Consider the following 22,893-nt stretch of genomic DNA (forward strand, 5'->3'; position numbering starts at 1 on the left):
GACGGCGACCACCAGCCACGGGCGCTGGACGGCGCCGGAGTGCTCCGTGACGGGGGGTGGGCGTCTCGGTCCTGGGGGGCGGTGGTGGTCATCGCACGGCCTCTCGGTAGATGTCGGACAGGGTGGGCACGAGGGGGGTGAACTCGATCAGCCCGCGCTCGGCGGCACGGCGGACGAGGCGCTCGCGGGCGGCGTCGTCGTCGATCTGCAGGACCGCGGTGGTGCCCTCGACGTCGACGACGTCGACCCCGGGCTCCCCGCGGACCCAGCCGGCGTCGGGCTCGGTGGCGAGACGGAAGCGCCGGGGGCCGGCGGCGCGCAGATCGTCGCCGGCGCCGGCGGCACGCACCCGGCCGCCGGCGAGGATGACGAGGGAGTCGCAGAGACGGTCGACGAGGTCGAGCTGATGGCTGGAGAAGAGCACCGGGACGCCCTGGCGGGTGCGCTCGCGCAGCAGGTCGACCATCGAGTCCACCGCGACGGGGTCGAGGCCGGAGAACGGCTCGTCGAGGATGAGCGCGGCCGGTCCGTGGAGCAGCGAGGCGGCCACCTGGACGCGCTGCTGGTTGCCCAGGGAGAGCGACTCGAGCTTGTCCTTGGTCCGCCCGCCGAGCCCGAAGCGCTCGAGCAGCCGGGTGGCCTCGGCGGCGGCGTCATGACGGGTCATGCCGCGCAGCTGACCGAGGTAGATGAGCTGGTCGAGGATCTGCTGCTTGGGGTACAGACCGCGCTCCTCCGGCATGTAGCCGAACCGGGCACGGTCCGACGCCGTGATCGGACGGCCGTCCCAACGCACCTCGCCGCCGTGGATGGCGAGGACGCCCATGATCATCCGCATCGTCGTCGTCTTGCCGGCGCCGTTGGCACCGACGAAGCCGGTCATGCGGCCAGGCTCGACGACGAAGGAGACCTGGTCGACGGCGGTGCTGTCCCCGAAACGGCGGGTGAGGTCGATGACCTCCAGGGCTGGTGGTGACTGGCTCATTCGGCTTCCTTTCGTCCTGCGTCGAGACTAGGAAGCCGCCCGGGACCGCCACATCAGCCGCCAGGGTGAACCGGTCCGGCGCCGTCGTCTCCACCCGGGGACGGAGAAGCGCGTCCGCCGGCCGCCGTGTCCGTCGTCCGGCGGACCGTCCTGCCGGGGACGCTCTGCCGGACCGCCCCCGCTGGGTCGCCCGGCTCAGGCCGCCCGGCTCAGGGGGCGCCGACGAGTCCGGCCCGGTGCGCCAGCACCACCGCCTGCACCCGGTCTCGCGAGTCGGTCTTGGTGAGGATGTGCGAGACGTGCGTCTTGACCGTGGACTCGCCCAGGAAGAGCCGCCCGGCGATCTCACCGTTGGAGAGGCCCTCCGCCATGAGGCCGAGAACCTCCCTCTCCCGGGCGGTGAGGGTGGCGACGGGCTCCGCGCTCGCCGGCGCGGCTCCGCCGTCGGGCGCGGGACCGCCCGGGTCGACGTCGATGACGACGATCGGGGCCCCGACCTCCACCGTGGAGCCCTCGGGCACTAGCAGCTGGTGGATCCGGCCGGCGTACGGGCTCGGCAGCTCGACGACCGACTTGGCCGTCTCGATCTCGCAGAGCTGCTGGTTGACGGCCACCGTGTCGCCCTCCGCCACGGCCCAGGTGACGATGTCGGCCTCGGTCAGGCCCTCGCCGACGTCCGGGAGACGGAACTGCTGGTAGCTCGGCACGTGTACGGCTCCTTCAGGTACTTCCGGCCGCCCGGGCGGCCGCTGGTGAGGACGGTGGCTGGGGCGTCAGTAGGCGAGGACGCGGTCGACGGCGTCGAGGACCCTGTCCAGGTTCGGCAGGTAGTGCTCCTCGTGCTTCGCGGTCGGGTAGGGCGTGTGGAAGCCGCCGACCCGCAGCACGGGCGCCTCGAGGTGGTAGAAGCACCGCTCGGTCACCCGCGCCGCGATCTCGGCGCCCGGGCCGAAGAACACCGGCGCCTCGTGCGCGACGACGAGCCGGCCCGTGCGCTGCACGGACGAGACGACCGTGTCGAAGTCGATCGGCGAGACCGACCGCAGGTCGATCACCTCCAGCTCCGTCCCCTCGCCCGCGGCGACCTCGGCGGCCGCGAGCAGCGTCTTCACCGTGGGGCCGTACCCGGCGACGGTGGCGTGCGAGCCCGGGCGGACCACGCGCGCGGAGTGCAGGCCGGTGGTGACCCCGGCCTCGGAGAGGTCCACCTCCGCCCCGAGGTCGACGTCGGCCTTGTCCCAGTAGCGGGACTTCGGCTCGAGGAAGAGCACCGGGTCCGGCGAGGCGATCGCCTGCTGGATCATCGTGTAGCCGTCCGCGGCGGTGGCCGGGGCGACGATCCGCAGGCCCGCCGTGTGGGCGAACAGCGCCTCCGGCGACTCGCTGTGGTGCTCGATCGCACCGATGCCGCCGCCGAAGGGCACGCGGATCACCACGGGCATCTCCAGGTCGCCGAGCGAGCGGTAGGTGAGCTTGGCGAGCTGGGTGGTGATCTGGTCGTACGCGGGGAAGACGAAGCCGTCGAACTGGATCTCGCAGACCGGGCGGTAGCCGGCCATGGCGAGGCCGATCGCGGTGCCGACGATGCCGGACTCGGCCAGCGGGGTGTCGACCACGCGGTCGGGGCCGAAGTCCTTGTGGAGCCCGTCGGTCACGCGGAACACGCCGCCGAGCGGACCGATGTCCTCGCCCATGAGGATGACCTTGTCGTCGCGCTCCATGGCGGCGCGCAGCCCGGCGTTGATCGCGCGGGCCAGGGCGGTGGCCGTCATCGCGCCCCCTCCTCGGCGTCGGCGAAGCCGGCCTCAAACTCCGTCATCTGCGCGCGCTCCTCCGCCACGAGCGGGTGCGGTGCGGTGTACACGTGGTCGAACAGCTTCTCGGGCGGGCCGGCCTCGAGGGTGCGGCAGTGGTCCCGGACCGCGGCCGCGAGCTCGTCGGCCTCCTCGTCGACGCGCGCGAGGAACTCCTCGTCGGCGAGCGACTCGGCGACCAGGTGCGCCTTCAGGCGCGCGATCGGGTCCTTGGCGCGCCACACGTCCTCCTCGGCCCGGTCGCGGTAGCGCGTCGGGTCGTCGGAGGTGGTGTGCGCCCCCATCCGATAGGTGACCGCCTCGACGAAGGACGGGCCGGCGCCGGAGCGGGCCCGCTCGAGCGCGGCGCGCGTGACGGCGTAGCAGGCGAGCGGGTCGTTGCCGTCCACCCGGACCGACGGCACCCCGAAGCCGGTGCCCCGCTGGGCGATCGGCACGCGTGACTGCACCTTGGTGGGCACGGAGATCGCCCACTGGTTGTTCTGCACGAAGAAGACCACCGGGGCGTTCGCGGAGGCCGCGAAGACCAGGGCCTCGCTGACGTCCCCCTGGGAGGTGGCGCCGTCGCCGAAGTAGGTGACGACGGCGCGGTCGCGCTGCGGGTCGCCGGTCCCGACGTCGCCGTCGCGCTGCACCCCCATGGCGTAGCCGACGGCGTGGAGCGTGTGAGAGCCGATGACGATCGAGTACAGGTGGAAGTTGTGCGCCCTCGGGTCCCAGCCGCCGTGGCGGGTGCCGCGGAAGAGCGGGAGCAGGTCGCGCAGGTCGACCCCGCGCACGAGCGCGACGCCGTGCTCGCGGTAGGAGGGGAAGACGAAGTCACGCGGGGCCAGGGCGTGGGCAGACCCGATCTGGGCGCCCTCCTGACCCAGGCACGGAGCCCACAGGCCCAGCTCGCCCTGGCGCTGCAGGGAGGTGGCCTGGGTGTCGAACGCGCGCGTGAGGACCATGTCCCGGTACATCGAGCGCAGGGCGTCGGCATCGAGATCTGCTGCGAAGGGGCCGTACTCGGGGTGGTGGTGACGGTGCCCTTCGGCGTCGAGGAGCTGGACGATCGTCGTGGGATCGGACGCAGTCCCCGGCGGGACGGTGAGCGGCTCGGTCAAGCGTGTCCTCCTCGGCAACGGCGCCTCGTGCGCCGCACGGTACCTCACGTGCTCCCGCCGCGCTCGGCGCTTGGGTGCGCGCCGGGCGCGGCGGGTACGGCCGGACCGCCGGGGGTGGTGGCAGCCCGTAACCTACGCCAGCGTAGGCTACGCAACCGTAACCTTCGGTTCGTGGATTCCTACAGAGATCCGGCCCCTTCCCTGGCGTCACCGTGGTGATGTGTTGCGGTTTCCACAGCGACCGACGCGGCCCGCGCCACGGCGTCGTCCCCAGCGCGGCGGGTCGGCGCCCGGTCGCACCGAGCGCGGCGGGTCGACGAGTGCAGCGGCCGGGTCGGGTGCGGCCGGGCTCGTCGACCGCTACCTTCTCGGCCTGTCGGGGCCGACAGGACCCACGACGTCGCACTCGACGCACACGCCCGGGGCAGTGACAGGGCCGGGGCAGCTGCAGGGGGGGGGAGCTACAGGACGGAGAGGCCGGCGCGGTCGCGAAGCCAGTCGGCCGCGATGTCGAGGAAGAGGTCGTTGCCGTCCCGCTCCCCCACCGAGACGCGGACGCCCTCGCCGGCGAAGGCTCGCACGAGCACGCCCTGCGCCCTCGCCGTGTCGGCGAAGGCAGTTGCGCGCCGGCCGAGCTCGAGCCAGACGAAGTTGCCCTGCGCGTCCGGGATCCGCCAGCCCTGCTCGGTCAGGGCGTCGACCACGCGGGTGCGTTCTGCGACGACGTGGTCCACCCGGGCACGGACCTCGTCCTGGCAGTTCAGGGCGGCGACGGCGCCCGCGAGCGCCATCGAGCTGACGCCGAACGGGGTGGCGGCCGCGCGGAAGCCGGCGCTGAGACGACGACGGGCGACGGCGTAGCCGACCCGGAGCCCGGCGAGGCCGTACGCCTTGGAGAACGTGCGCAGGACCACGAGGTTCTTGTGGTCGTCGACCAGCGCGACGCCGTCGGTCGGGTCGTCCTGCCGGACGAACTCCAGGTAGGCCTCGTCGAGGAGCACGAGCACCCCCGGCGGGACGGTCTCGAGGAAGCGGCGCACCTCGGACTGGGTAAGGGCGGGCCCGGTGGGGTTGTTCGGGCTGCACAGCAGAACCGCCCGGGTGCGCTCGGTGACGGCGGCGGCCATGGCGTCCAGGTCGTGCCGGCCGGCGGCGTCCACCGGGACCTGGACCGGGCGGGCGCCGGCCACCTGGGTGGCGATGGGATAGGCCTCGAAGGAGCGCCAGGCCATCACGACCTCGTCGCCCGGCTCGCAGACGGCGGCGAGGACGTGGGCCAGGACGGCCACGGAGCCGTTGCCCACCGTGATCCGCCCGGGCTTGACGCCGTGGTGCTCCGCGAGCGCCTCGACCAGCCGGGTGGCGTGCATGTCGGGGTACCGGTTGAGGTCGGGGCCGACGTCCACCAGCGCCGCGCCGACCGCGGGCAGGAGCGGGAAGGGCACCTCGTTGCTGGACAGCTTGTAGACCTGACGTCCCTTCGCGGGCCGCTCGCCGGGCACGTAGGCGGGCAGCGCGTCGATGTCGGGCCGCAGGCTGACGGAGGAGCGCGGGTTGGCCATGTGCCCATTGTCCACCGGCCGGGCGGTGCGCCGTCCGCCCCCGTCCCGCCCCACCCCCCGAGACGTCAACTCCTCCGCGAGCCGTCAACTCCTCCGCGAGCCGTCAAGCTTCTTGTAGCCGTCAGGTTCTTCAGGACCCGTCGCGAGTACGGGTCTACCCGAGGAGCAGTCGAACGGCGAGGGCGATCATGACGACGCCGATCACGAGGTCGAGCACCCGCCACGTCGCCGGCCGCGCCAGCACGTGCGACGCCGCACGGGCGCCTAACCCGAGCGAGGTGAACCAGATGACGCTGCCGGTCGCGGCGCCGGCGGCGAACCACCACCTGCCCGGGTCGCCGTGCTGGTTCGCGATCGAGCCGAGCATGAGCACGGTGTCGAGATAGACGTGCGGGTTGAGATAGGTCAGCGCGAGGGCCGTGACGACGGCGGAGCGCAGGCTGCCGGCGCGGGTCTGCGCCGCATCCAGTCCCTGCGGCCGGCGCAGGCGAAGCAGCGAGAGGACGCCGTAGCCGAACAGGTACGCCGCACCCACCCAGCGCAGGACGCTCAGCAGGGTGGGGTGGTCCTGCACGACGGCGCCCACGCCCGAGACCCCGGCCAGGATCAGCAGAGCGTCGGAGACGGCGCAGATCACCACGACCACGCCGACGTGGCGGCGCGCGAGCCCCTGGCGGAGGACGAAGGCGTTCTGCGCACCGATCGCGACGATGAGCGACAGGCCGGTGAGGAGCCCGGCCAAGGCTGAGGACACGGGCGCCGATGGTACTCGGGCGAAGTCCGTCCCTTCCCGGACGCCCGGTGGCAGGATCGGCTCCATGAGGTTCGTCGTGCAGCTTCTCGTCAACGCCGCCGCCATCTGGTTCTGCGCCTGGCTGCTCGACGGCATCTCCCTCGCCCCCACCTCGAGCACCGGGTCGACGTTGCTCGAGCTCGCCGTCGTCGCCGCGGTCTTCACGCTGGTGAACATGTTCGTCCGGCCGGTGGTCGCCCTGCTCTCGCTGCCGTTCTACATCCTCACGCTCGGACTCTTCTTCCTGGTCGTCAACGCCCTGATGCTGATGCTGACCGGCTGGATCACCTCGTTCACCGAGTTCGGCCTGCAGGTCGACGGATTCTGGAACGCCCTCGTCGGCGGGCTGATCATCGCGATCGCCACCTGGGTGCTGCAGCTCCTCATCCCCGGCGACCAGCGCTGACCCTCGGGCAGGCTGGGGCCATGGAGACGCTCAGCCTGTTCGACGACAGCTACGTCGCGAGGGTCCTCGCCGTCGTGGCGCACCCGGACGACATGGAGTACGGCGGCGCGGCCGCGGTGGCGTGCTGGACGGCACGCGGTGCCGACGTCGCATACGTGATCGCGACCAGCGGTGAGGCCGGGATCGACTCCCTACCTCCCGGGCGGGCACGCCCCCTGCGCGAGCGCGAGCAGCGGGAGGCCTGCGCCCGCGTCGGCGTGACGGACCTGCGGTTCCTGGGCTTCCCGGACGGCACGGTCGAGTACTCGCTGGACCTGCGGCGGGCGATCGCCGCGGAGATCCGCCGGTTCCGGCCCGACACGGTAGTGACCGGCGGCTTCCGGGAGACCTGGCCGGGCGGCCTGCTGAACCAGGCGGACCACATCGCCGTCGGCCGGGCGGTGGTGGACGCGGTCCGGGACGCCGGGAACCGCTGGGTCTTCACCGACCTCGTCGAGGACGGGCTCGAGCCGTGGGGCGGGGCGCGGACGGTGCTGGCGTTCGGGTCGCCGCTCGCGGAGCACGCCGTGGACGTGACCGCCGGCTTCGCGGCCGGCGTGGCGTCGCTGGAGGCGCACGCGGAGTACCTGGCCGGCCTCGGCGCGTCCGCGCCGGTGCCCGCCGAGATGCTCGGCGACATGCTGGGGACGACCGGCCGGGCGGCGGGGGTGCGTCACGCCGTCGCCGTCGAGGTGCTGCGCCCGTAGCGGTCACCATGGCACCCGTAGCGGTCACCGTCGCCGGATCTCGAACACCATCGACTCCGTGCGCGCACCCTCGTCCGTCACGCCCATCGCGTCCCTGCTGCGGGCGAGCCACTGCTCCACCGCCGGGTCCTGGATGCCCGGCAGCAGGTCCGCCGCGGTCCGGTAGCCGGGAAGCCGGTGCGCGTCCCCGAGGGCGCTCGGCGGCGTCGCGTCCCCGACGGCGACCGTGACGTGGTTCGGAACGGGCTCGTTGGGGGCGCCGTCGAGGCCGACGACCGGGTCCTGGACATGCTCCAGGCTGAGCACCTCCACCCCGGACGGCACCTTCACGGTGGCGACCGGGCTACCGGCAGTCAGCACGGTCGAGATCCGGAACTCGCGCCCGAGCACCGGGTCGGCAGCCAGGCGTGCGGCGACGAGGCCGCCCTGGCTGTGGCCCACCAGGGCCACGGGCTCGCCGCGGGCGATCCCCGCCTGGTGCATCGCCGCGGCCACACCGATCGCCATGTCCGTGCGCAGCCCGGCCACGGCGCGCAGGTTCGTCTCGTTGTCCATCGGGTTCTCACCCCCGGCCCACGGGTCCTGCGTCCCAGGGATGACCACCGTCCAGTGCCGGGTTCCGTCCGAGGTGGTGGTGCGCAGGATCTCCACCGCTCCCGTCCCCCGGCGCGCGATCTCCTCCTCGAGCGCCGGGATCCGCCCGAGCACGTCGGACTCGGTCCGTGGGGTGGGCACGGGGCCGGCCATGGTCGTGGGGAGCGCCGGCGAGGCGGTGACGTCGTCGTAGGCGCGCCCTCGGTTCGGGATCAGGGACAGGTTGGCGAGCCAGGGCATCACGCCCACGGCGGAACGCTGCACCGGGGTGAGACCGGTGACGTCGACCAGCTCGCCGTCCAGCACGACCTTGCCGGGAAGGATCTCGTGGTTCAGGTACTGCAGCTGCTCCGCCAGCGCGGCGGTGTGGCGCTGGGCGAGGATCGCGTCCGGCACCGGGGAGTGTTCCAGGCTTGCGTGGGTGGCGACGAGGTGCCCGCCCACCCGCGCCACGTCCAGCCCCCGGACGGCCAGCCAGACCTTCGTCGGCATGAGCTTGGGCGGTGCGAGCGCGACGACGTACCGCCACAGCGGCGGTCTGAAGGTGGTGGTCACCCGCCGCTCGGCCTCCTCGTACCAGAGTCCCTGCAGGCGAAGGTCGGCGGCGAGGTCACGGATGCGCTGCTCGAGCGTCTGCAGACCGTCGCCCTGGAAGCGCGCCTCGCGGAGGCGGTCCTGCACCGTCAGGATCGAGGACACGAACCGCGTGGCGTACTCGAGCACGTGCGCCTCGATGGCGCCGGCCAGCCTGTCGGCGCCGGCGACGATGTCCGCGGCGGCGAGCAGGCGCGCGGACAGTGCGGCCAGCTCGGCCGTGTCCACGGACATGGCCGCCCCGGCCGCCGGTCACCATGACGCCGGTGGCCCAGGGCGGCCGTCCCTCCGCGGCCCGCCCGAGGTCCGGCTCGGCGCTCACCGTGGTCATGCGGTCCCTCCGGCCAGCCGGGCCTCCAGCTCGGCGTCGGCCACGAGCGCGGCGCGGTCCGCAGCCCGCAGCGCCCGGTCGACCGCCTGGGAGTGGTGGAGGAGGGAGAGCAGCACGTCGGTGAAGGTGTTCGCCCCGGCCCCGGTCCACTGCGCGGGGAACGCAGCGCGCAGCTGCGCCTGCGCCTCTGCCAGCTGACCGATGGCCGCGAGGATGTCGGCCCGCATGGCCGACGTCCCACCGTCGCCCGGGTAGCACCTCGGCGCCTCGCTCATGGTCTCCCCTCCCAGGCCTCCGCGGCATGTCCCGGCCGGGGCGGCGGTCCGCACGGCCTGCTCCGTCCAGGTCGGCACGCTAGGCACCGCCTCCCGCGGCCGGTGACGCGAGCCGCCGGCGCTGTGGACGACGCCGCAGCCGGGGATCGTGTGGAGGACCGCGCAGCCGGGGATCGCGTGGAGGACGGCGCAGCCCAGGTCCTCCGGACCGGTCCCGGGCGGCGCCCGGAGGGGGGCGCTGCGCGCGCAGAGTCGCCCCGAGCGGCCCGATCCCCGTGCAGGCCGCCGCCGCCGGGGTCGACCTCGTCGACGCCGCCGCCCTGCCCCGAGGCCGCCTGCACGGCCTGGTCGAACCTCGTCCACGTCGCCGGCCTGCGTGCCGGCGAGACGGTGCTGGTCCACGGCGGCTCGGGCGGGGTCGGTTCGGTGGCGATCCAGCTCGCCGCCGCCGTCGGCGCGCGTGTCCTCACGACGGCGGGCGGGGCGGAGCGGACGGCCCGGTGCCGGGACCTGGGCGCCGACGTCGCCATCGACCACCGCACCGAGGATGTCGTGACCGCGGTGGAGGAGGCGACGGACGGCCGCGGCGTCGACGTCGTCCTCGACGTCCTCGGGGCGGGCGGCCTCGACCAGAACGTGCGGTCACTCGCCACCGGCGGGCGGCTCGTGGTCATCGGCACCCAGAGGGGACGCAGGGGCGAGATCGACCTCGGCCGGATGATGACGAAGCGAGCGAGCCTGCACGCCACGACGCTGCGGGCCCGGCCGCTCGACGAGAAGGCCGCGATCGTGGCGGACGTGCGTGAGCACGTGTGGCCCATGCTCGACGACGGACGGCTGCGTCCCGTCGTCGCCGAGCGGCTGCCGCTCGCGGAGGCGGCCCGGGCGCACGAGCTCCTCGACTCCGGCAGCGTCTTCGGCAAGGTCCTGCTGGTTCCCTGATCGGGCCGGCCCTGCCTGGCCGCCGGCAGCCTCGCCGTGCCGGACCTGCCGACGAGAGGTGGAGGCGTCGTCGTCAGGGGAGTCCTGACGGAGTCGTCCCGGTGGGACCTACGACGGCGGAGCTGCGCCGACCGGTGCGCCGGCCAGGAAGCGCAGCACGTCGGCCCGCACCCGGCGGCTCAGCGTCGGACCCATGTGCCCCATGCGGGGGTACAGCAGGAGGCGTCCCTCCGGGACGCCTCCGGCGGTCCGGCGGAACAGCTCGGGGCTGTAGAAGCCGTCATGTGCTCCGGCCACCACGAGCGTCGGGGCCCGGACGGCACCGAGGCGGTCGCTGACGTCGAACATGTCCTCGGCCTCGATCGTGCGGAGGAGGTCGGTGGGGTCCTTCGGAGCCATGGAGGGGCCCGTCGCGCGCAGCAGGGCGCCCACCGCGAGCGCGCCGGGCGCCGTCGCCGCCATGACCGGCGCCAGCTCGACCACGCCCCTCGTGTACTCGCCGGCCGCGGCCCGCGCCGCGAACCTGCGCTGCGCGGCCCGGCCGCCGTCGGAGAGCCGGCAGGCTGCCGACTGCAGGACGAGCCGGCGCACGGCCCCCGGGTGGTCGACGGCGAGCTGCAGCGCGACGGAGCCGCCGGTCGAGGTGCCGTGCACGTCGACCGCCTCCCCCGAGCGTCCGCGAGCGCGGCCGCGTGCAGGCCCGCCAGGTCGGCCATGGTCGTGCCCGCGGGGACGCCCGGGCGGCCGCCGCACCACGTGCACCCGGAAGCGGCGCGCGTACCCGCGCAGCCCGCGCGCCTCCGACGCGCGGGCCCACCCGGTCGGGTTGGCGTTCTCGGCCTCGAGACCCGAGAGCATCACCAGCGGCGGCCCGGACCCGAACGCCAGGTACGGCAGGCCACCGGTCAGCGCACCCTCCGCGATCTGCATCATCGCTCCGATCCCGGAGGCCGCGGCAGCCTCCATCCGGTCCGCCCAGCGTCCCGCGGCGCCGCGGCACGGGCAAGGCCCGCCCGACCTCGACGATCGGACGGGCCCTCAGGTCGCCCGACAGGGCGGTTCAACCCTTGACGGACCCGGCGAGCAGTCCGCGCACGAAGTACTTCTGCAGGGCGAAGAACACGATCAGCGGGACGATGATCGAGACGAACGCGCCCGAGGTGAGCAGGTGCCAGTCCTGCCCGCGCGAGCCGGCCATCTCCGACAGCCGGGCCGTGAGGGGCTGGACCGCGTTGTTGCCGCCGGTGAAGGTCAGGCCGACGAGCAGGTCGTTCCAGACCCACAGGAACTGGAAGATCGCGAAGGAGGCGATCGCCGGGATCTGCAGCGGCAGCATCACCCGCAGGAAAACGGTGACGTGCCCCGCGCCGTCCACCCGGGCCGCCTCGATCAGCTCGCGCGGGATCTCCGCCATGAAGTTGTGGAGGAGGAACGTCGCCAGCGGCATGGCGAAGCACGCGTGCGCCACCCACACCGCCAGGTACGGGAAGTTCTGGATGACCTCCGTGCCGGCGAAGATCCGCAGCAGCGGGATCAGCGCCATCTGCAGCGGGACGATCTGCAGGGCGAAGACGATGACGAACACCGTGTCCCGGCCGCGCCACTGCAGCACCGAGAAGCAGTAGGCGGCCATCGTCGCGGCGACGAGCGGGATGATCGTCGCGGGCACCGTGATGACGATGGAATTGATGAAGAAGTTCGACAGCTGCCCGGACGACGCCCGGCCGAACAGCACCTCGTTGTAGTTCTCCAGCGTGAACGCGGGGTTGGTGAAGAACGTCCACCACCCGGAGGTGCGGATCTCCGCCTCGGGGCGGACCGAGCTGACGAGCAGGCCGACGATCGGCACCGTCCAGAGAACGGCGATGACGACGGCGACGGCGGAGCCGAGCCGGGACGTGAGCATGCGCTTCGCCCTGGTCGAGGCACCGACGCGCGGCTCCGCGTGACCCATCGGGTCGGGCACGGTCCGGACGGGACTCTCGACGGCGACCGCCGGGTTGGCGGGGGGTGGTTCCGCTCATGCTCCGCGCACCTCCCGGTTCTTGATCATCTGCCGGACGTTGAAGACGACGATCGGGATGACGAGCAGGAAGATCATCACGGCCAGCGCGGACCCGGTGCCGTTGTTGCCGAACGTGAACGACTGGTCGTACATCATGTTCGCCAGCACCTGGGTGTCGAACCGCGCGCCGGTCATGGCCCGCGGGATGTCGAAGATCTTCAGCGTGGCGATGGTGATCGTCGTGACGACGACGACCAGGGTGGGCCGGATGCTCGGGACGGTGATGCTGCGGAACATCTGCCAGGCGTTGACGCCGTCCAGCCGGGCCGCCTCGACGATGTCGTCCGGGATCGCCTTGATCGCCGCGGAGAGCAGCACCATGGCGAACCCGGCCTGGATCCAGATCATCACGAGGATGAGGAAGAACGTGTTCCAGGGGGCGTCCTGCAGGAAGCGCACCGGCTCGAGCCCGATCCCGGTGATGACGGCGTTGAGCAGTCCGATCTGCTCCTGCGCGGCACCGCGGTACTCGTAGACGAACTTCCAGATGATGCCGGCGCCGACGAACGAGATCGCCATGGGGAGGAAGAGGAGCGACTTGGCGATCTTCTCGAACCGGGCCTTGTCGACGAGGATCGCGTAGAGAAGGCCGACCGTCGTCGAGACCGTCGGGACGAGGACCACCCACCAGAAGGTGTTGATGAAGGACTGCAGCGAGTCGGGGTTGGTGAGGACCCACTCGTAGTTGGCCCAGCCCACCCAGGTCTCGCTGCTCCGGTCCATGAACGACATCATCGTCGTGCGGATGGCGGGGTAGATGAGGCCGAGGCAGAGCAGGAACGCCGCCGGGCCGCCGAAGAGCAGGACCATCCAGAACGTCCGGCTGCGTCCGCTGTAGCGGTCGGCCAGCTGGGCGAGCCCCAGGATTATCGCGATGACCGCGGCGAAGACGATGACGGCCAGGATCATCTGGCCGAACTTGGAGTAGAGGAAGAAGTCCATCCCGGTACCTCCTTCGGTAACAGGACGGGGGCACGGCTCGCGCCGTGCCCCCGTCGAGCCGTCAGGTCAGCTGGACGGCCAGGAGGCCGCGATCTGGTCGAGGACCGGCTGGGTCTCGGACCCGTTGATCCAGTCGACCATCCCGGTCCAGAAGGAACCGGCACCGACCTCGGACGGCATGAGGTCGGACCCGTCGAAGCGGGCGACGGCTCCCTCGTCCTGGAGCAGCTCGATCGCCTGGCGCAGGACGTCGGAGGAGGCGAGCTCCGGGTCGACGGCCTTGTTCGCGGACACCACGCCACCGATCTCGACGCGGGTGTTCGCCCAGTCGCCGGACGCCATGTAGGCCTGGACGGCCTGGGTGGCCTCGCGGTCGTTGAAGGCGCCGACGAACTCGCCGGCGGTCAGCAGCGGCGACTCGTCCTCCGTCATGCCCGGCAGGTAGAACGCGAAGGCGTCACCGTCGGGACCGACGTCGGTGCCCTCGGGCCACTGCGCCTCGTAGAAGGACGCCATGCGGTACATGAAGCACTCGCCGTCGAGGATCGGCAGGCCGCCGTCGTTGAACGACGTGGTCGCGATGGTGCGCGGGTCGCCGAGGCCGCCGTTGGTGTAGTCGGGGTTCTTGAGGATGTCTCCGGCCATGTCGACCGCCTCGGCGATCTGCGGGTCGTTGAACGGGATCTCGCCTGCGACCCACTGGTCGTACACGTCGGCGCCCGCGGAGCGCAGCACCATGTCCTCGATGAAGTCGGTGGCCGGCCAGCCGGTGGCCCCACCGGACTCGATGCCCGCGCACCAGGGCTTGGTGGTGTCCGAGCCCTGCTCGTCGGCGATGGTCTGGGTGAGGGTCATCAGCTCGTCCCACGTCTTCGGGACCTCGTAGCCGTTCTCCTCGAACGCCTTCGGCGAGTACCAGACGAAGGACTTCACGGACGCCATCAGCGGGGCGGCGTAGAACTCGCCGTCGACGGTGCCGTAGTTCTTCCAGTCCTCGGACCAGCCCTCGTCGACCTTCTCCTCGACCGCGTCGGGGGCGGCCACGACATGGCCGTCGTTGACCATGCGCTGGAGCAGGCCGGGCTGCGGGAAGATCGCCAGGTCGGGGGGCGTTGCCACCCTCGGCCTGCACGACGACCTGCTGCTCGAACTCGCCCGAGCCGTTGTGCTCGACGGTGATCCCCGTGCACTCGGTGAAGTCGGTGAACGTGTCCTGGAGCTGGTCGGCCTCGACCTCGCGGATGGAGGAGAAGAGCGTGACCGTCTCCCCCTCGAAGGTGCCGTACTCCTCGTAGGCGGAGCAGTCGGCCTCGCCGCCGCCGGCGGTGCCTCCGCCGCCGCCCCCGCCACCACCGCCGAGGTCGTCGGCGCCGCCGCAGGCGGCCAGGGTCATGGCGAGCGCCGCGGCGCCCGCAAGGCTCGCCGTCGTGCGGCGTCGGTTGATCATCTTCACTGCGGTACTCCTCGTCACGTCAGCGTCACGAGCGCGGCAGCGCTCCTACGGGTCAACCAAAGCCTTTTCGGGCGGTGACGTGCAACACAACGACGTGATTCGACGGTAACGATCCGGCAACACTGCGGAAGGGAACCGTCCGCTCCGGCGTCGCCGGGACGAAGGACCCTGGAGCCCGAGCACGCCCGCGGCGCCCGCCGGGAGCTCTCAGCGCTCGAGCAGCGCGCGCAGGACGACGGCGGCGCCGTCCTCGTGGACGTCACCCGTCACGGCGTCGGCCACCGCCTGCACGTGCGGCCCGGCGTTGCCCATCGCGACCCCGTGGGCGGCCCAGGCCAGCATCTCCAGGTCGTTGCCGCCGTCGCCCATCGCGACGGTCGCGCCGGCGGCGACGTCGAGGCGCCCGCGAAGCATCTCCAGCGCGCTGGCCTTGTTGACACCCTCCGGCGAGATGTCGAGCCACGCGGTCCAGCCGACGGCGTAGCCCACGCCGTGCAGGCCGATCCGGTCCACGAGGGCGTCGAAGTCGGCGGCGTCGAGGTGCGGGGCGCGCAGCGTCACACGGGTGGCCGGGGCCTCGAGCAGCTCCTCGAAGGGGACCACCTCGACCTCGCCGGACAGCTCCCCCATCGGGAACGGTGCGGTGACCTTGTACCCCCTGCCGAGGTCCTCGACGGCGAACAGCCCGTCGGGCAGCTCCTCGCGCAGAAGCCGCAGCGCGGGTCCGGGGTCGAAGGTCACGACGTCAGTGATCTCGTAGCCGTTCTCGTGCGCGGGGTCGATGCGCACGCAGACGGCGCCGTTCGAGGAGACGACGGCGCCGTCGGTCAGCCCGAGGTCGCGGGCCACCGGGATCGTGGCCTGGACGGAGCGGCCGGTCGCGAGCACCACGTGGGTGCCGGACTCCTTCAGGGCCGCGACGGCGGCGCGGACCTCGGCCCCCAGTCCGCCGTCGTGGGTGAGAAGGGTGCCGTCGATGTCCAGGGCGACCATGAGGTCGGGACCGGCGGCGGGCACGGCCTCCGGCACGAGGCTCCTCCAGCGGGCTGCGCGCTCGGTCACGGGAGCGAGGCGGTCGGTCCCCGTCATGCGGGCTCGACGACCTCCAGCCCCCCGAGGTAGGGCCGCAGCCCCGCAGGGACGCGCACGGAGCCGTCCGGCTGCTGGTGGTTCTCCAGGATGGCGACGAGCCAGCGGGTGGTCGCGAGCGTGCCGTTGAGGGTGGCCACCGGGCGGGTGCCGCCCTCGGCGCGCTCCCGGATGCCGAGGCGGCGCGCCTGGAAGGTGGTGCAGTTGGAGGTCGAGGTGACCTCCATGTACCGGTTCTGGGTGGGCAGCCAGGCCTCGCAGTCGAACTTGCGGGCGGCGGAGTCGCCGAGGTCCCCCGCGGCCGTGTCGATCACCCGGTAGGGCAGCTCGACCTTGGCGAGCATCTCCTCCTCCCACGCGAGCAGCCGGGCGTGCTCGTCCGCGGCGTCCTCGACGCTGGTGTAGGTGAACATCTCCACCTTGTTGAACTGGTGCACCCGGATGATGCCCCGGGTGTCCTTGCCGTACGAGCCGGCCTCGCGGCGGTAGCAGGTGGACCAGCCGGCGTAGCGGAGCGGACCGTCGGAGAGGTCGAGGATCTCGTCGGCGTGGTAGCCCGCGAGCGCCACCTCGGAGGTGCCGGTGAGGTACAGGTCGTCGGTGGCGAGGTGGTAGATCTCGTCGGCGTGGGCGCCGAGGAACCCGGTTCCCGACATCGTCTGCGGACTGACGAGCGTGGGCGTGATCATCGGCGTGAACCCCGCCGCCAGGGCCTGGTCCATCGCGGCGTTGAGCAGGGCGAGCTCGAGGCGCGCGCCGATGCCGGTGAGGTAGTAGAACCGGGCGCCGGCCACCTTCGTGCCGCGCCTGACGTCGATCGCGCGCAGCCCCTCCCCGAGATCCAGGTGGTCCTTGGCCTCGAAGCCCTCCGCGGAGAAGTCACGGACGGTGCCCTCGTGGCGCAGCACCACGTAGTCGTCCTCGCCGCCCACCGGGACTCCGTCGGCGACGACGTTGGGCACCTGGTGCAGGAGCTGGTCCAGAGCGGCCGCCGCCTGGTTGGACTCCGCCTCGGCGGCCTTGACGCCCTCGGCGAGCTCCTTGGCGCGGGCCAGGACGGTCGGGCGCTCCTCCGGGGAGGCCTTGCCCACCGACTTCGAGACCTGCTTCTGCTCCGCCCGGGACTCCTCGAACCGGGCCAGCGTGGACCGGCGCCGGGCGTCCGCCTCCAGGAGCGCGTCCACCAGGGACTCGTCCGCGCCACGGGCGCGCTGGCTCGCGCGCACCTTCTCCGGGTCCTCGCGCAGGGCTCGCAGGTCGATCATGCCTCCGAGCCTATCGGCCGTCGGTGGGCGCACCGGTCGCAGGTCCGCCGGGCGGTCGGGACTGGCCGACGCCCGGGCGGGCGGGGTGCCCCCGGCGCAGACGGCCCGGCGAACGGGGGTGGCCCACGGTGCAGGCGTGCTCCCGGCGGGCGGGGTGGCCCTCGGCGCGAGTAGGTTGCGGCCATGACGTCGGAGCAGTGGGTCGCGGTGGTCGCGGTGGCGGCGCTCGTCCTGGCGCTGGCCGCGGTGATCCTCGGGCTGGTGGCGTGGCGGGCGGTCCGGAAGCGCACGCCCTCGTTCTCCGCGGAGGAGGAGGCGGAGAAGCTTCCCCCGCCGCCCCGCACCGGTCCGCCGGCGGTGGTGGTCAATCCGTCGAAGCCCGTGGACGTGGAGTACCTGCGCGACCTGGTGAACCGCACCGCCGCCGAGGTGGGCCTGGGCGACCCGCTGTGGTTCGAGACCACCGTGGAGGACCCGGGCCTCGGCCAGGCGCGGGAGGCGCTCGAGATGGGAGCGTCCGTCGTCGTCGCCGCCGGCGGGGACGGCACGGTGCGCGCGGTGGCGGAGGCGCTGGCCGGCACCGGCGTCCCGATGGGGCTGATCCCGCTCGGTACCGGGAACCTGCTCGCCCGCAACCTCGACCTGCCGCTCGGCAGCCAGCGCGAGCTCGTCGCGACGGCGCTGACGGGCAGGAACCGGGAGATGGACCTGGGCTGGCTGCGCACCGAGCCGCTCAGTGCCGAGGACAAGGAGAAGGTCCGCGGCCGCGCCGACGCGTCGACCGCCAGGTCTGCGGAGAAGACCGACACCGGTGAGGCCGCGCGCGGGCCCGAGCTCGACGCCGCCATCCCGGAAGAGGGGGCCGCCGCGAAGGGCGTCGAGCCGCCCGACGCCGGCTCGATCCCCGGCGACGACCCCGACAAGGAGCACGTCTTCCTCGTCATCGGCGGCCTCGGTTTCGACGCCGCGATGGTCTCCGCCGCCGACGACGAGCTCAAGGCCAAGCTGGGCTGGATGGCGTACTTCGTCGCCGGGGTCAAGCATCTGACCGGACGGAAGATCCACGCCACGGCGGAGCTCGGCGACTCCGAGCCCGGCGAGCCCTTCACCGCCCGGACGGTGCTCTTCGCCAACTGCGGCCGCCTGCCCGGCAACATCGTCCTCTTCCCGGACGCCCAGCTCGACGACGGCTGGCTCGACATCGCCGCGATCGACACCCGCGGCGGGCTCATCGGCTGGGCCGACCTGCTGCGGAAGGTCACCCTCCAGGGCATCGGCATCCGCAAGGACCTCGTGCCCTACAACACCGGCACCATCGAGTTCCGGCGGGCGCGCTCCGTCGTCGTGCGGACCGAGGAGCCCGAGCACGTGCAGGTCGACGGTGATCTCGTCGGCTTCGCGACGACGATCCACGCGCGGGTGGAGAAGGGCGGCCTGGTCGTCCGCACCATGTGAGACGGCCGCACCGACAGGTCCCGCCCCGTCGGCGGTGCGTCTGCCGGTGCGCGCGAGATCGCCGGGGCGCGCGTGAAGCCGCCGAGCGCGGGTGAACCGCCGACCGCGGGTGAAACCACCGACCGCGCCTGGCAGGACGGCGGCACTCGGCGGAAACGCCAGCAGTCGGCGAGATCGCCCGCAGTCGGTGACTGGCTGGCGGCGGGCACGTGAAACCGCCGCAGTCGGCGAGATCGCCCGCCGTCGGTGACTGGCTGGCGGCGGGCACGTAAAACCGCCGGGTGCTGGCGACACCCCCAAGTGCGCGTGAGACCGCCGGATGCGCCTGGCAGGACGGCGGCACTCGGCGGAAAAGCCAGCAGTCGGCGAGATCGCCCGCCGTCGGTGACTGGCTGGCGGCGGGCACGGTAAACCGCCGGGTGCGCGCAAGACCGCCGAGTGCGCGTGAAACCGCCGGGTGCGCCCGGCAGGACGGCGGCACTCGGCGGAAACGCCAGCAGCCGGCGAGCGCGGCCGGCGAGCGGTTGAGCGCGGCGCTCAGTCGCCCTCGGCGTGCAGCCCCGCCACGAGCCCGCTGACCCAGTCCCTCGCCGCGCGAAAGTCCGCGTCGTACGTGCCCGGCCGCACGTGGGGACGCCGGCCGTCGGCACGCGGGTAGGACCCGAGGAAGCGCACGGTCGGGCACACGCGGTGCAGGCCGATGAGCGTGGCCTGCACCCGCTCCTCCGCCACGTGGCCCTCGGCGTCGATGGAGAAGGAGTAGCGGCCGAGCGAGTCGCCGATCGGCCGGGACTCGATGCGGGAGAGGTTCACCCCGCGGGTCGCGAACTGCTCGAGCATGCTGAGCAGCGCGCCGGCCTCGTTGTCGGCGAGGTGGACCGTCAGGGTCGTCTTGTCCGCGCCGGTGGGCTCCGGCAGCCGGCCGGGGCGGGCGACCCGGATGAACCGGGTGACGGCGTGCGGGTTGTCCGCCACGCCGTCCGCCAGCACCTCGAGGCCGTACTGGCGGGCGGAGAGGTCGGAGCACAGCGCGGCGTCGAAGCCGGGGCTGGGCTCGTCGGACGCGAGCAGCGCGGCGGCCGCGGCCGTGGAGGTGGCCGGCACATGGGTCGCGCTGTCGAGGTGCTCGGTGATCCACCGACGGCACTGCGCCCACGCGTGCGGGTGGGTGGAGACCCGCCTGACGTCCTCGAGGCCGGTGCCGGGCCGCGCGCACAACGTGAACGTGACCGGCACGAGCATCTCGCCGACGATCATCAGCGGGGCGCCGCTGGACAGGGTGTCGAGCGTGACGTTCACCCCACCCTCGACCGAGTTCTCGATCGGGACGACGGCGAAGTCCGCCTCCCCCGAGCGCACCCGTTCCAGCGCGGTCACCACGTCCGGGCACGGCTGCAGGTCCGCCTCCTCCGGCCCCGTGACCTGCAGCAGCGCGGCCTGGGTGAAGGTGCCCTCGGGCCCCAGGTAGGCGTAGCGGGGGCGGCGCTCCTGCACGCCGTCCGCGCCGGGAGCACCCGCGGTGCCGGTGTCGCGTTCCACGCCTCGCAGCCTAACGGCGCACGCGGGACCGGCCGGGCGCCGTCCGGGAACGGGCACGTAGGCTTCCGGCGTGAGCACCAGGCGCAGCAGACGGCAACGACGGATCGTCCTGGTGCTCGCCGTCGTCGTCGTGCTCGGCCTGTTCCTGCCGCTGGTCCTCCCGCTGTTCACCGCCGGGGCAGCCGCCGTTCCCGTGGGCGCCGCCACGGCGGCCGGCACCGGACCCGGCCGGGGTCCGGTCCGCCGTCGCCGCCCTCGGGACGGCCGTGCGATGACGGAGGTCGCGCTCGCGGTGCAGCTGCGGGGGCTGCTCGACGACCTGCAGCCCTCGACGAGGCGGGTGGCCGAGTTCGTGCTGGCCGACCCGGAGCGGGCCGCCGGCCTCACCATCACCGGGCTCGCGGACGCTTGCGGGACCTCCCAGTCGACGATCGTGCGGCTGTGCCGGGAGGTCGGTCTCGCGGGGTACCGGCAGTTCCGTCTGGCGCTCGTGGCCGACCTCGGCAGGCGGCAGGGGGAGTCCCGTCCGGCCGAGCTGCCCGGCGACATCGCCGAGGGGGACGACCTGGCGGCCGTCGTCGCCAAGATCGCGTTCGCCGACGCGCGCGCCGTCGAGGAGACAGGCCGCGCGCTGTCCGTGCCCGCGCTCGAGGCGGCCGTCGACGCCGTCGTGGCCGCCGGGCGCACCGACGTCTACGGCGTCGGCGCGTCCGGGATCGTCGCGGCCGACCTGCAGCAGAAGCTCCACCGCATCGGCCGGGTCGCCTTCTCCTACCCGGACGCCCACCTGGCGCTCACCTCCGCGGCGCTGCTGCGGCCCGGGGACGTGGCCATCGGCATCTCGCACACGGGCACCACCATCGACACCGTCGACGCGCTCGCCATCGCCAGGCGCAACGGTGCGACGACGGTGGCCATCACCAACGCCCCCCCGGTCGCAGGTGGCCCAGGAGGCCGACCACGTGCTGCTCACCGCAGCCCGGGAGACCACCTTCCGCTCCGGCGCGACCGCCTCCCGGCTCGCCCAGCTCACCGTCGTCGACTGCGTGTTCGTCGGCGTCGCCCAGCGGACGTTCGCGGCGAGCCAGCGCGCGCTGGAGGCCACGCGCGACGCCGTCCGCGACCGCCGGCTGGAGCACCGCCCCCGCACCGTCACCCACTGACGGACGCGGCACCGCCGAACATTCACCGCCACCCACGAGGAGGGAGGGGTACCGCCCGGGAAGATCCCGGAGGGCGCTGCGCGCGACGACGTGTGCCGAGCCCCGCCCGCCGCATCCGAGGCGGCGGGCGACGCCGCCGGACCACCGGCGTGCCGTCGTCGCCCGGAGCTGTGCGACGGCGACCACATCGACCAGGGGGAGCAGGACATGAGAGCACCGACTTCACGGACGATCGCCGCGCTGGGGGGCATCGCACTTCTTCCGGCGCTCGCGCTCGCCGCGCCGGTCACCGCCGACCCGGCAGACGTCGGCCAGGACCGGCCGGAGCAGTGGCGCGGGTACTGGGTCGACGCCTTCAACCCGGGCATCTACGACGCCGAGCAGGTGGCCGCGCTGGTCTCCGACGCCGGGGAGCTGGGCGCCAACGCGCTCGTGGTCCAGGTGGGACGCCGGTTCGACTGCTTCTGCAACGACGCGCTCTTCCCGCGCACCGACGCCTTCGTCGACCCCGCGCCGTACGACCCCCTCGCCGAGGTCGTCGAGCAGGCGCACGCCGCCGGCATCGAGGTCCACGCCTGGGTCAACGCCACGACCCTGTGGAACTCCGCCACCCCGCCCCGCTCGCCCGAGCACGCGTACAACGCCCACGGCTTCGCCGCCGAGGGCGAGGACCGGTGGCTCAACAGGCGGGCCGACGGCGTGGAGAAGGTGGGCAGCAACTCCTTCATCGACCCGGCGAACCCGCACGCCTCGACTACGTCGTCGACGCGGTCACCTCCATCACGGAGAACTACGACGTCGACGGCATCAACCTCGACTACATCCGCTACCCGGACCACAACACCGGGGACTTCGTCAACGACTGGGGCTACTCCGAGGTCTCGCTCGCCCGGTTCGCCGCGGAGACCGGCCGCACGGACGTCCCGGCGCCGACGGACGAGCAGTTCAGCGACTGGCGCCGCGACCAGGTCTCTGCCCTGGTGCGCAAGATCTACCTGGAGATGTACGAGGTGGATCCCACCGACCGGCTCAGCGTCAACGGCATCACCTACGCCTTCGGGCCCGCGAGCTACGGCGGCTGGGAGGGGACCCGCCCGTACCGCAACGTCCTGCAGGACTGGAAGGGCTGGCTGGACGAGGGCATCGTCGACACGGTCAGCGCGATGAACTACAAGCGCGAGTGGATGCCCGCCCAGGCCCAGATGTTCGACGAGTGGAACGACGCGCTCGTCGCGTACCGCGCCGGCCGGCACGTCGTCAACGGCCCGGCGCTGTACCTCAACGACGTCGAGAGCTCGGTCCAGCAGGCCCGGGACACGCTCGAGGCGGGGTTCGACGGCTGGATGGGCTACTCCTACGCCAACGCCACCATGGCGGCGACCGCCTCCGGCGACCGGGCCGTCAAGGACGCCGAACGGGCCGCGCTGACGGCGGCGCTGCGGGAGGACGTGCTCGCCGACGACGTCGCGGTGCCGGAGATGGCCTGGAGGACGGACGCCACCACCGGGAACGTCGCGGGGACCGTCACGCTCACGGACGGGACGGTGGCGGACCAGGTCGACGTGGTGCTGCACCCGGTCTCCGCGCCGGGGGCGAAGGTGCTCGTGCGCACCGACGGCTCGGGCTGGTTCGGCGCGGTGGGGGTGGCGCCGGGCCGCTACCGGGTGCAGGTGGCCGAGGAGGGCGCCGAGGGGACGGCGGCGACGTTCGTCACCGTCGAGGCCGGCACCGTGGCGAGTCCCGCCGTGCGGGCCGACAGCCTGGGCTGAGCGGA

General features: G+C 73.1%; 20 protein-coding genes. 5 read left to right on the forward strand and 15 right to left on the reverse strand.

The features are described 5' to 3' along the window. Positions 1-88: 88 nt before the first annotated feature. The 6 genes from DA06_RS10050 to DA06_RS10075 form a co-directional block, all read right to left on the reverse strand. Positions 89-985, reverse strand: a complete 897-nt coding sequence (locus tag DA06_RS10050; RefSeq protein WP_043499613.1) for an ABC transporter ATP-binding protein — start codon at positions 983-985, stop codon at positions 89-91. A 209-nt stretch (positions 986-1,194) separates the two neighbouring features. Next, positions 1,195-1,692, reverse strand: a complete 498-nt coding sequence (locus DA06_RS10055) for a biotin/lipoyl-containing protein (RefSeq protein WP_418607588.1) — start codon at positions 1,690-1,692, stop codon at positions 1,195-1,197. Positions 1,693-1,758: 66 nt separating this feature from the next. Continuing rightward, the gene (locus tag DA06_RS10060) at positions 1,759-2,757 is read right to left on the reverse strand and encodes an alpha-ketoacid dehydrogenase subunit beta (RefSeq protein WP_043499622.1); all 999 of its coding nucleotides are present in this window, start codon (positions 2,755-2,757) and stop codon (positions 1,759-1,761) included. Continuing rightward, entirely contained in the window at positions 2,754-3,905 is a 1,152-nt protein-coding gene (gene pdhA / locus DA06_RS10065; protein ID WP_043499624.1) for a pyruvate dehydrogenase (acetyl-transferring) E1 component subunit alpha, read from the reverse strand. Before pdhA ends, DA06_RS10060 begins: the two co-directional genes overlap by 4 nt. 461 nt (positions 3,906-4,366) lie before the next feature. After that, complete coding sequence (hisC, locus tag DA06_RS10070) at positions 4,367-5,467, reverse strand: histidinol-phosphate transaminase (protein ID WP_043499626.1); 1,101 nt, start codon at positions 5,465-5,467, stop codon at positions 4,367-4,369. A gap of 154 nt (positions 5,468-5,621) precedes the next feature. Then, positions 5,622-6,221: a LysE/ArgO family amino acid transporter gene (locus tag DA06_RS10075; protein WP_043499631.1), complete on the reverse strand. Its 600-nt coding sequence runs from the start codon at positions 6,219-6,221 to the stop codon at positions 5,622-5,624. A 64-nt stretch (positions 6,222-6,285) separates the two neighbouring features. Here DA06_RS10075 and DA06_RS10080 point away from each other — a divergent pair, with 64 nt between their 5' ends. After that, positions 6,286-6,666: a phage holin family protein gene (locus tag DA06_RS10080; RefSeq protein ID WP_043499632.1), complete on the forward strand. Its 381-nt coding sequence runs from the start codon at positions 6,286-6,288 to the stop codon at positions 6,664-6,666. A 20-nt stretch (positions 6,667-6,686) separates the two neighbouring features. Then, the gene (locus DA06_RS10085) at positions 6,687-7,412 is read left to right on the forward strand and encodes a PIG-L deacetylase family protein (RefSeq protein ID WP_043499634.1); all 726 of its coding nucleotides are present in this window, start codon (positions 6,687-6,689) and stop codon (positions 7,410-7,412) included. Positions 7,413-7,436: 24 nt separating this feature from the next. Here the strand turns inward: DA06_RS10085 and DA06_RS10090 are convergent, their stop codons facing one another. Both DA06_RS10090 and DA06_RS10095 read right to left on the reverse strand, forming a co-directional pair. Beyond that, on the reverse strand, positions 7,437-8,834 hold the full coding sequence (locus tag DA06_RS10090; protein WP_043499636.1) for an alpha/beta hydrolase: 1,398 nt from the start codon (positions 8,832-8,834) through the stop codon (positions 7,437-7,439). 93 nt (positions 8,835-8,927) lie between these two features. Next, positions 8,928-9,206, reverse strand: coding sequence for a hypothetical protein (locus DA06_RS10095; protein WP_418607589.1), 279 nt, complete (start codon positions 9,204-9,206; stop codon positions 8,928-8,930). 102 nt (positions 9,207-9,308) lie between these two features. Here DA06_RS10095 and DA06_RS10100 point away from each other — a divergent pair, with 102 nt between their 5' ends. After that, entirely contained in the window at positions 9,309-10,148 is an 840-nt protein-coding gene (locus tag DA06_RS10100; protein ID WP_418607591.1) for a zinc-binding dehydrogenase, read from the forward strand. A gap of 108 nt (positions 10,149-10,256) precedes the next feature. Here the strand turns inward: DA06_RS10100 and DA06_RS10105 are convergent, their stop codons facing one another. The 6 genes from DA06_RS10105 to serS all read right to left on the reverse strand — a co-directional run bounded on the left by DA06_RS10105 (position 10,257) and on the right by serS (position 16,962). Next, positions 10,257-11,081 (reverse strand): alpha/beta fold hydrolase, encoded by an 825-nt coding sequence (locus tag DA06_RS10105; RefSeq protein ID WP_418607593.1) that lies wholly within the window; start codon positions 11,079-11,081, stop codon positions 10,257-10,259. 127 nt (positions 11,082-11,208) lie between these two features. Further along, entirely contained in the window at positions 11,209-12,102 is an 894-nt protein-coding gene (locus DA06_RS10110) for a carbohydrate ABC transporter permease (protein WP_043499641.1), read from the reverse strand. 66 nt (positions 12,103-12,168) lie between these two features. Next, positions 12,169-13,155: a carbohydrate ABC transporter permease gene (locus tag DA06_RS10115; protein ID WP_043499643.1), complete on the reverse strand. Its 987-nt coding sequence runs from the start codon at positions 13,153-13,155 to the stop codon at positions 12,169-12,171. 66 nt (positions 13,156-13,221) lie between these two features. After that, positions 13,222-14,274 (reverse strand): ABC transporter substrate-binding protein, encoded by a 1,053-nt coding sequence (locus tag DA06_RS10120; protein ID WP_418607595.1) that lies wholly within the window; start codon positions 14,272-14,274, stop codon positions 13,222-13,224. Positions 14,275-14,815: 541 nt separating this feature from the next. Next, positions 14,816-15,697, reverse strand: coding sequence for an HAD family hydrolase (locus tag DA06_RS10125; protein WP_418607597.1), 882 nt, complete (start codon positions 15,695-15,697; stop codon positions 14,816-14,818). Next, entirely contained in the window at positions 15,694-16,962 is a 1,269-nt protein-coding gene (serS, locus tag DA06_RS10130; protein ID WP_043499645.1) for a serine--tRNA ligase, read from the reverse strand. Before serS ends, DA06_RS10125 begins: the two co-directional genes overlap by 4 nt. Before the next feature lie 183 nt (positions 16,963-17,145). On the opposite strand from serS, the gene DA06_RS10135 reads away from it, so the two are divergent. Then, the gene (locus DA06_RS10135) at positions 17,146-18,417 is read left to right on the forward strand and encodes a diacylglycerol/lipid kinase family protein (protein WP_043499648.1); all 1,272 of its coding nucleotides are present in this window, start codon (positions 17,146-17,148) and stop codon (positions 18,415-18,417) included. A 537-nt stretch (positions 18,418-18,954) separates the two neighbouring features. Here DA06_RS10135 and pheA read toward each other — a convergent pair. Further along, entirely contained in the window at positions 18,955-19,956 is a 1,002-nt protein-coding gene (gene pheA, locus DA06_RS10140) for a prephenate dehydratase (RefSeq protein ID WP_418607599.1), read from the reverse strand. 70 nt (positions 19,957-20,026) lie between these two features. On the opposite strand from pheA, the gene DA06_RS10145 reads away from it, so the two are divergent. Further along, positions 20,027-22,888 (forward strand): family 10 glycosylhydrolase, encoded by a 2,862-nt coding sequence (locus DA06_RS10145; protein ID WP_418607600.1) that lies wholly within the window; start codon positions 20,027-20,029, stop codon positions 22,886-22,888. Positions 22,889-22,893: the final 5 nt, after the last annotated feature.

It is taken from the genome of Georgenia sp. SUBG003 (assembly GCF_000715355.2).
In the GTDB taxonomy this organism is placed as follows: domain Bacteria; phylum Actinomycetota; class Actinomycetes; order Actinomycetales; family Actinomycetaceae; genus Georgenia.